Origin of the sequence: Paenibacillus rhizophilus, from assembly GCF_003854965.1 — a bacterium.
Classification (GTDB): Bacteria; Bacillota; Bacilli; order Paenibacillales; family Paenibacillaceae; genus Paenibacillus_AQ; species Paenibacillus_AQ rhizophilus.
In genome coordinates, this window is record NZ_RQPI01000013.1 from 122,375 (window position 1) to 131,165 (window position 8,791).

At 56.1% G+C, this 8,791-nt stretch carries 9 protein-coding genes; 1 reads left to right on the plus strand and 8 read right to left on the minus strand.

The window, feature by feature from the left end; translation table 11 throughout:
- Nucleotides 1–10: 10 nt before the first annotated feature.
- The 8 genes from EH198_RS19040 to EH198_RS19075 form a co-directional block, all read right to left on the minus strand.
- Nucleotides 11–1,186: a M20 family metallopeptidase gene (locus tag EH198_RS19040; RefSeq protein ID WP_124697110.1), complete on the minus strand. Its 1,176-nt coding sequence runs from the start codon at nucleotides 1,184–1,186 to the stop codon at nucleotides 11–13.
- Nucleotides 1,183–1,968, minus strand: coding sequence for an SDR family oxidoreductase (locus EH198_RS19045; protein ID WP_124697111.1), 786 nt, complete (start codon nucleotides 1,966–1,968; stop codon nucleotides 1,183–1,185). Before EH198_RS19045 ends, EH198_RS19040 begins: the two co-directional genes overlap by 4 nt.
- A complete protein-coding gene (locus EH198_RS19050; protein ID WP_221621543.1) occupies nucleotides 1,965–3,140 on the minus strand; it encodes a M24 family metallopeptidase in 1,176 nt (391 codons plus the stop codon). Before EH198_RS19050 ends, EH198_RS19045 begins: the two co-directional genes overlap by 4 nt.
- 31 nt (nucleotides 3,141–3,171) lie before the next feature.
- Nucleotides 3,172–3,975, minus strand: a complete 804-nt coding sequence (locus tag EH198_RS19055; protein WP_124697112.1) for a nitrilase-related carbon-nitrogen hydrolase — start codon at nucleotides 3,973–3,975, stop codon at nucleotides 3,172–3,174.
- 23 nt (nucleotides 3,976–3,998) lie between these two features.
- Nucleotides 3,999–4,715 (minus strand): amino acid ABC transporter ATP-binding protein, encoded by a 717-nt coding sequence (locus EH198_RS19060; RefSeq protein ID WP_246014437.1) that lies wholly within the window; start codon nucleotides 4,713–4,715, stop codon nucleotides 3,999–4,001.
- Between the two features lie 29 nt (nucleotides 4,716–4,744).
- On the minus strand, nucleotides 4,745–5,461 hold the full coding sequence (locus tag EH198_RS19065; RefSeq protein WP_124697114.1) for an amino acid ABC transporter permease: 717 nt from the start codon (nucleotides 5,459–5,461) through the stop codon (nucleotides 4,745–4,747).
- Nucleotides 5,462–5,555: 94 nt separating this feature from the next.
- Nucleotides 5,556–6,428 (minus strand): ABC transporter substrate-binding protein, encoded by an 873-nt coding sequence (locus EH198_RS19070; protein ID WP_221621544.1) that lies wholly within the window; start codon nucleotides 6,426–6,428, stop codon nucleotides 5,556–5,558.
- Nucleotides 6,429–6,436: 8 nt separating this feature from the next.
- Nucleotides 6,437–7,117 (minus strand): GntR family transcriptional regulator, encoded by a 681-nt coding sequence (locus tag EH198_RS19075; protein ID WP_124697115.1) that lies wholly within the window; start codon nucleotides 7,115–7,117, stop codon nucleotides 6,437–6,439.
- Between the two features lie 385 nt (nucleotides 7,118–7,502).
- On the opposite strand from EH198_RS19075, the gene EH198_RS19080 reads away from it, so the two are divergent.
- The gene (locus tag EH198_RS19080; protein ID WP_124697116.1) at nucleotides 7,503–8,636 is read left to right on the plus strand and encodes a mandelate racemase/muconate lactonizing enzyme family protein; all 1,134 of its coding nucleotides are present in this window, start codon (nucleotides 7,503–7,505) and stop codon (nucleotides 8,634–8,636) included.
- Nucleotides 8,637–8,791 lie beyond the last annotated feature (155 nt).

The window sequence follows — 8,791 nt, forward strand, 5'->3', positions numbered from 1 at the left end:
TGTTTATCGGTTACGAGCCTGCGACTTCCATTGCAATGGAAGCGTAGACCCGCGATGCATTCTCCAGCTCGGACACCGTCACCCACTCGTCGATTTTGTGAGCCACGCTGAAATCGCCCGGCCCGTAGATCACCGACGGAATTCCCCGTTTGACGAAGTGGGTCATGTCGCAATTGGCCGTAAGGCCCGTTAGTTCGGGTCTGCGTCCGTATACCCGTCCGATCGCCGCGGAAGCGAGTTCGACCATCGGGTGATCAGGAGGGGTCTCCGACGCCACCCCTGTTGTCGGTACGAGCCGGTCGATATGGACCCGGCCGTCCAGCGCGGGCAGACCGGCAATGATCTGCTCGATCTCCCGCAGAGCGTCATCTTCCGCTTCGCCGGGAATCAGCCGGCGATCGATCAGCGCCTCGCAGCGGTCAGGAATCATCGACTCCTTGATTCCCCCGTTAATGACCGTGACGGACAGGGTCGACTGCCCCGTCAACGGATGGAGCCGCTTCGTCAGCTCCTGCTCGGCGAAGTCTTCTAGTGCCACAAGCGTACGCGCCATGAGGGACACGGCGTTGACGCCGAGGTGAGGCGTTGACGAATGAGCCGAAACTCCCTCGGCGGCCAGCACCGGGCGGATGCTCCCCCTGTGCGCGATCGCCAGGTTGCCGTCGGTCGCCTCGCCGATTACCGCCAGATCGCCGTGCAGATCGTCCGGCAGCCTGCGGGCTCCGAGGCTCGCCGCCTCTTCATCCACGACCGCCGCAAGCACGATGTCCCCCGGTAGCTGCACGCCGGATACGGCAATCGCTTCAACGGCGGCCATCATGGCGGCCAAGGGTCCCTTCGCATCCATTACGCCCCGGCCGTAGACCCGGTCTCCCTTGCGGAGCATGGTGAACGGATCGGAACTCCAGCCTTCGCCGGCCGGCACGACATCCATATGCGTATTGAGAATAACCGTTCGCCCGCCGCCCGTGCCTTTCAGGCGCGCGATCACATTCGGCCGACCCGGCTCGATCTCCTGAAGCTCGACTTCACAGCCCGCTTCCCGCATGATTTTGGCGACATAAGCAGCCGCCTCTTCTTCCGTACCGCTTGGGTTCACACTTTGAAAGCGGATCAGATCGGCCAGTATCTCGACCGTTCGCTCGGGGCGAATTACCGGCTCCACCATGCGAAGGCCCTCACTCATAGCGATTTCACCATCCCGCCGTCCACCAGCAGCGTCTGGCCCGTCACATAGCTCGCACTGTCCGAGCACAGGAACGCCACCACGCGGGCAAATTCATCCGGCTGCCCGTAACGTCCAAGCGGAATTTGCTTCTCGCTCTGGGACTTTATCGCTTCAGGTTCAACCCCAGCCTTATCCGCCCGGATGCGGTCCAGGGAACGGACCCGGTCCGTATCGATCCGGCCCGGAGCCACCGTATTCACCCGGATGCCATACGGGGCAAGCTCCTCCGCCAGCGTCTTGCTGAGTCCGGCCACGCCTGTCCGCATCACATTGGAGAGCGTCAGCCCGGGAATAGGCTGCTTGACCGAGGACGAAGCCAGATTGACGATCGCGCCGCCCTGTTCCTTCAAATGCGGAAGCGCATCACGGACGAGACGGACCACACTCAGTACGTTAAGCTCATAGGCGTACTTCCAGTCTTCCTCTTTAAGCGACTCGAAGTTCCCGGCGGGAGGACCGCCCGCGTTGGTGACCAGAACATGCAGCCCGCCAAAAGCGGAGACCGTCTCTTCCACGCAGCGGGACAGGTCGGAAGCTGAGCAGACGTCGGCCTGAAGCCCAAGCGCGGGCATTCCCGTTTCGGCGGTAATTTCCGCAGCTACGTCTTTAGCCTCCGCGCCATTTCGGCTGAACAGCGCCACCTTCGCCCCGCCGCGCGCCAGTTCGAACGCGGCGGCGCGGCCGAGGCCCTTGCTTGCCGCCGCTACCAGCGCGGTCTTCCCTGCGAATTGTCCGCTCATGCGTTTACCCCCTTCGCTACGGTCAGCTCGCGCGGCAGCTTGGTCAGAACTTCGCAGCCGGTTTCCGTCACCAGAATCGTCTCGCTGAATCCGACGCCGTAGCGGTTCGGAACGCGAAGCGCAGGCGGGATATGGAACACCATGCCCGGCTGCAGCACGCGCGCATCGTCCCGCTGGAGGCTCATAATATGGCCTTCTCCCCAGTCCGGCGCAAAAGCGACGCCGATCGAGTAACCGGTTCTTTTGCGGAACTGCTCGTACAGCCCGGCTCTCTCGATGGTTCCCCGGCAGGCTTCGTCCACCTCTCCGGCGGTAACGCCCGGCTTGATGACTTCCAGCGCCGCATTCAAAGAAGCGATGCACACCTCGGTCACCCGCTTGATCTCATCGGTTGGCGTACCGGTATAGGCCGCCCGCATCAACGCGCCGTGGTACCGGTTGCGGGCGCCGGCCACTTCCAGCAGAAGCGTCTCCCCGTCGCCGATAACCTTGTGCCCCCATGCGGCATGCATATTGCCCGAACGGTAGCCGGAGGAAATAAACGGCTCCATCCCCAAATACTCGCCCCCGGCCAAAATCATTGCGGAGAACATGGCTGCGGCGGCCTCGTCCTCATTCACTCCCGCCCGGATCGCGTCAAGCCCGGCCTGCATCGAACGATCGGCAACCGTACAGGCTTCGCGGATGTACGCAATTTCCGCCGGAGATTTGATGACCCGGAACGCTTCAACCGTCCCTTGGGCATCCATGAGCCGGAAATCCCCAAGCATTTTCTCAAACTTCTGATAGTTGCGAACAGGCAGGAACCAGGAGCCCGTCTCTAGGCCAATCGCACCAGGAGCAATGCCGATCTCTCTGACCGTGTCGGCAGTCAGGACAACCGGATCATTCGTATCGTCATACGTTCTGACCTGGCTTTCAGGCAGCCAGCTGTAGGTTTGAACGTTGGAAAGCTCGCCTCTCCGAAGCACGAGCACCGGGTCGCCGGAAACCGGAATGACCAGACATTGATACATATAATAGCCCGGGCTCTGGTAGCCGGTCAGATAAAAAATATTTTCAGGGGTATGAATCAGCATGCCGCTGAGCCCCTTGAGTCCGAGCTCGCTTTGTACATTTTGAAGGCGGGAATTAAATTCATCCCTGGAAAACACCAATGATGTGCTGCTCAATATTGTCTACCTCTCTTCCTGGACTAATATTTCAAGCCTGATAGCCGTAAGTGTCCATTCTTAAATCCTTTAAATACGGATAAGAATAATTTCCAAATTCGTCGAGATCGATCTCAAGCACCTGCATGTCTTCGCGCTTGAGGTCCCCTTCGAGCACAATCTCGCCAAGAGGGTTTGCTATTTTATTGTTGCCGAACATATACTGCTTGCCTATCGGGCCCGAGCCATTGACAGCAGCTACAAAACAAGTGTTTTCCAGCGCTCTCGACTGAAAATATAGATCCCATCTGTATTTCAGTTCTACGGAAAAGGCTGAAGGAATCACGATTAACTCCGCCCCTTGCAGCGCGAGCGTCCGAGCCGCCTCGGGAAACCCAGCATCGTAACAAATCAGGACGCCGAGTTTGCCGAAATCCATTTCAAACACGGAATAGTGATTGCCGGGTTTGAAATACTCTTTCTCATCTTCCCACAAGTGAACCTTGCTGTATGTTCCCGCGACGGCGCCGCTTCGATCTATGATCACAGCGCTGTTGCAGAGAAAGTCCCCCTCACTCTGCTTCAAAGCCGTCGGGATCACCATGTTAATGTTGTGAGTGCGGGCGGATTCCGCAAATGCCTGTACGGCAGATCCGTCAATATGCTGGGCCAGATTATGGTATCGGTGACCGATGACATCGGTATCGCAACCTGTGAGAAACAATTCCGGAAACACAATGAGATCAGCCCCTTGCCGGGCGGCTTCCCGAACAAAATGCAATCCTTTATTCACGTTGGCGGGAACGTCCATCACGACACTCTCAAACTGCACCAATGCAAGTTTAACCTTCCGCAAGATATCGCCTCCTTATTGAGGGATTAATACTGGGTAATCTGGTTAAGGAACTGCGCCAGGCGGGGATGCTTGCCGGCTTCTTCCATCTTCGATGAAGGCAGGTCTTCGACAACCTTTCCCTGGTCCATAAAGATGATACGGTCGCCTACCCGGCGCGCAAATTCCATTTCATGCGTAACGATGACGACGGTCATCCCATCTCTGGCGAGATCCGAGATAACGTCCAAAACCTCGGCCGTCATCTCGGGATCAAGCGCCGAGGTCGGCTCGTCGAACAGCATCAGCTTCGGATTCATAGCGAGAGCCCGCGCAATCGCGATGCGCTGCTGCTGCCCTCCGGAAAGCTGTTCGGGATAATGCTCTGCCCGGTCTTTCAGACGTACCCGTTCCAGCAGCTGAGTCGCGCGCTTCCGGACTTCCTGCTCTTTTTCGCCCCGCACCACTTTCGGAGCCAGCATAATATTCTGGATCGCGTTCAGATGCTGGAACAGATCGAACGATTGAAAGACCATGCCGATCTCCGCTCTTGCGTGCCGCGATCCGCCCACATCCTGTCCGTTGTACAGGATCTGTCCGCCGTCGATGGGCTCAAGCCCCGCCATGCATCTCAGCAGCGTTGACTTGCCAGAACCGGAAGGTCCGATAATAACCACCCGCTCGCCCTCGCGGATATCGAGGGAGACCTCTTTTAGGATCGGATCACCATGGTATTGCTTGAACACCTGCTCGATTTGCAGCACAATATTCAACCTCCTTTCCGTTTTTCAAGCTATAGGATTGACTTCCCGCGCTTCATCAGCGAGAACAGCCGGGGTTTGCGGGTCCGCGAACGGGTAATATCCATCCGCCGTTCCAGGTAAGACTGCACTAGTGTGAACAGCGCCGTAAAGGCAAGGTAATAAATGACGGCCGCGATCAGCGTATCCACGTAATCAAAGTTGGCGCTGGCGGTCTGCTGAGCGGTCAGCAGCAGATCGGTATATCCTACGACCGACGCCATCGCCGAAGTCTTCAGCATACCGATAAACTGGTTGGCCGTCGGCGGTACGATAACGCGAAATGCCTGGGGAAGAACGACGTATCTCATCCGCTGCCAGCTGTTCATTCCGAGGGCGTTAGCCGCGCGATGCTGCCCTTTGCCCACAGATGCGAGGCCGGAACGCACGATTTCCGCCATGTAAGCCGCCTCGTTAAGCGCGAGTGCGACGAATGCCGACTGGAACCCGGTCAGCCTGATTCCAAACTGAGGCAGCGCGGTGTACACAAAGATCAGCTGCACCAACACGGGAATACCGCGAAAAATCCATATATACGAGGTCGCCAAGCCCTGCAGAAGCTTCCACTTTGACATTTTGGCAAGCGCAATAATGAATCCAAGAAGAACGGCGACAATCTGCGACACCAGCGTGAGCTTCATCGTATTCACGGCTCCATCCAGAAAAGCACGAGAACCGAGATACGCCCAAACGCCTTCCATAAATTCCATTTTCAGACCTCCTTATTACAGCTTCCGCCGGATTCAGGCGGGGTAAAATGCGTTTACGCGAATCCGGCGGCTATGTTATACAGAGTGCTATAGGTTACTTGAAATAACTCATCTCAGCCGGCAAATGGTACTTTTCCATCAATTGTTTATAGGTTCCGTTATCAACGACTTTCTTCAGGGCGTTTTCAATCGCTGTCTTCGTTTCCGTGTCGCCCTTGCGAACGGCGATTCCGATCTTCGTATCGGCGCCGAAGGAGCCGGCGATTTCAAATACGCCCGGTTTCTCCTCTTGCAGATAAGCGGCTCCCGGAGAAGAGTGAAGGAATGCGTCGGCACGGCCCTGCTCAGTTGCAAGAACGGCATCATTGGCAGTCGGCAGCGCCAAAATTTTAATCTCCGGCTTACCGGCCTGCTTCAGTTTTACATTGTGCTCGCGTACGTTGATTTCCTCGACAGCTCCGCGTGTGACGGCAACCGTCAGATCGGACAGATCATCCATGCTTTTGACGCCTTTCGGGTTGCCGCTCTTCACAACGATCGAGTCCGCCAGTCCCATGTAAGGGATGAAGTCTACTTGCTCTTCCCGCTCGGGCTTGATATACATTGCGGAATTGATGATGTCGATCCGTTTGCCCTGCAGAGCCGGTATCAGACCGTCGAAGTTCATCGACTGGATCTTCACTTCCACGCCCATTTCCTTCGCAATCGCTTGTCCCAGCTCGATATCGAAGCCGGTGAATCCATTATTCACCATGTATTCGAAAGGAGGAAACGTAGCGGCCGTGCCATAAGTCAGGAACCCTTTTTCAACTAAAAAAGATGGGGCCGCGGCCGTCTCTTGCGGCTTGCTGCTTCCCGCCGGGGATGAGGCCTGCCCTCCGTTTGCACCGTTTGTTCCGGAGCACGCGCTCAGCAAGGCAATTACCGCTACTAACATCGCACAAACAAGCATCTTGGTGTTTTTCATCATTACGTTTACCTCTCCTCACTGTTCTCGTTGTTTTGCATTACACTTAGTACGACTTTCTGGGTCTTCCGATTGTGTTCGACTAGGAAAAGGCTTGCTTCCTCCGCTTGCTTGCGGGTCATGAGCTCCACCAGCCGGCGATGCTCGTTAAGGGAACCGTCAACCATTCCGGGCTGGATTAAAAGAATACGGCGGTAGCGCTCGCTCTGCTCCCATAACCGTTCAATAATGGACAACAGCACCGGACGCTGCGCGAGACTGTAAATGAACATATGAAACTCGCGGTTGGCAGCCAGGATGGCTTCAGTATCGGGGTTTCGGTGATTGGCCAGATCCTCCTGTTTTTGAATCATGTTGTTAAGAGAGGTTGCGTCCTCCGGCTTCAGCAGCTCTGTTGCAAGCTGTACGGCCAATCCTTCCAGATTACAACGCACGAGATAGATATCTTCGAGATGCTGCGCCGACAATGGGGTAACCGTTGCGCCTCTGTGTGAATGCAGCAGTACCAGGTCCTGGGCCGCGAGCTTGTCCAGGGCGCTGCGGACCGGCATTTTGCTTACCCCAAGACGGGCGGCGACAGCGTCTTGGTCGATTCGCTCCCCGGGCGCCAATTCGCCGGACAGCACCCACTGCTTCAGAATGGAGTACACATGCTCCGACGCGGTTACAAAGGTTGGAATTCTACTCAATCATTCAGCATCTCCTTTCGTAAAATTTCAAGATCAAAGATTTGATCAAATATCAACGATCAATGATGACCTGTGACATAGGTCACATTGTAAAGGCTGTTTCGACAAACTGTCAATAAAAATATCTCAAATTGTTAATATAACTGTCATGGAGTCGAAATATCTTCCATAGAGTCGAAAATATAAATATTTTGTCGATTTTCCTGTTGCCAATCAAGCTTTTGTGTGACTATAATTACTGTGATATTTGATCAAATATCAATCATCTATCCATTTTCGTGTTTTAAGAGTCTATTTTTCACGATTCGAGCATCTATGATGTTATATTTCTTTACACACTCCGCCCAGAATCCATTCTGCCGAATGAAAAAACGAGGTGTCAGCTATGCTTATTTCACAAATCGATGTGTTCAGATGTGACCTTCCGCTCTCTCCTCCATTCACCCATTCCTCCTCCGGAACCGTCACTCACCTGAAAGAAATCTATCTGCGCATTACGGCTGATTCGGGCGTCACCGGCTGGAGCGAAGTTCGCGGCAACTGCGAATATGTTACCGGCGACACGCCCGAACGGGTTGCGGCCGTTCTTACCCATACACTCGGCCCTGCCTTGCTCGGAAAGCCCGTAACGAACAGAAATAGGATCAACGCCGGGCTGGACAGGCTGATTAACGGCAACAGCGCCGCCCGCGCCGCGGTGGACATTGCGCTGCTTGATCTCACGGGCAAGCTGCTGAAAGTGTCCGCAGCCGAGCTTCTGGGGGGACGGATGCGCGATTCCATCCCGAGCGACGCCACAATCGCCTTTGGCACACCTGATGAATCCGAGGAGCAGGCAGCCCGGTATTTGCATGACGGCTTTCGGACCATTAAGCTGAGAGTCGGCCCGGACCGTGCCGGGGACTTTGAACGGGTGCGGCGGGCCAGAGCCGTTATTGACTCGCTCGGGCTTGGCGGAGAAGTCCTTCTGTGTGTCGATGCCAATCAGGGATGGACGCCCAAGCAAGCGTCCCTTCGCTTAAGGGACTTGGAAGCACTCGGCGTGGAATGGGTGGAGCAGCCCGTGCCCGCTGACGACTTCTCCGGTCTGAAACAGGTAAGGCAGCAGACACGGGCCGCTGTTGTGGCCGATGAGAGCTGCCGCACCTGCGCGGATGTCGCCCGGATTGCCGCCGAGGGCGCAGCTGATATTGTCCACTTGAAGCTCGTAAAGGCGGGGTCTGTCGCCAATCTGCTGCGGATGATGGCGGTCGCCGAATCCTTCGGCATCCCGTATATGTTAGGGCAGATGGACGAGGGGCGGCTGGCTACCGCCGCTCTGCTGCAAATCGCGGCGGCTTCGCGCGCCAGCCACTTTGAAGTGTGGGGATTTCAGCGAGTCCGTCCCGAAGACGATCCCGCCGGAGTGCTTACCGTATCGAACGGGGCTGTATCCGTTCCTGATGGCTTCGGACTGGGGGTCACCGTCGATGAATCCCGCTTGACGCTGATTGCCAGCCTGTCCGCAGACGCAACATAAACGGCTATTTGAACCTCGAACGCGAATAATCGAGTAGGAGGGGGCGGTAAGCCCCCGTCCTCTCACACCACCGTACATGCGGGTCCGCATACGGCGGTTCCAAAAGGTTAACCAAGCTCCAGATAACGTGAAAGCAAACTTTTCAGCCCTTTCCC

Excerpts from the sequence above, each read along its gene's own strand:
- EH198_RS19040 (WP_124697110.1), bottom strand. The coding sequence starts at position 1,186 with ATGAGTGAGGGCCTTCGCATGGTGGAGCCGGTAATTCGCCCCGAGCGA.
- EH198_RS19045 (WP_124697111.1), bottom strand. The coding sequence starts at position 1,968 with ATGAGCGGACAATTCGCAGGGAAGACCGCGCTGGTAGCGGCGGCAAGC.
- EH198_RS19065 (WP_124697114.1), bottom strand. The coding sequence starts at position 5,461 with ATGGAATTTATGGAAGGCGTTTGGGCGTATCTCGGTTCTCGTGCTTTT.
- EH198_RS19070 (WP_221621544.1), bottom strand. The coding sequence starts at position 6,428 with ATGAAAAACACCAAGATGCTTGTTTGTGCGATGTTAGTAGCGGTAATT.
- EH198_RS19080 (WP_124697116.1), top strand. The coding sequence starts at position 7,503 with ATGCTTATTTCACAAATCGATGTGTTCAGATGTGACCTTCCGCTCTCT.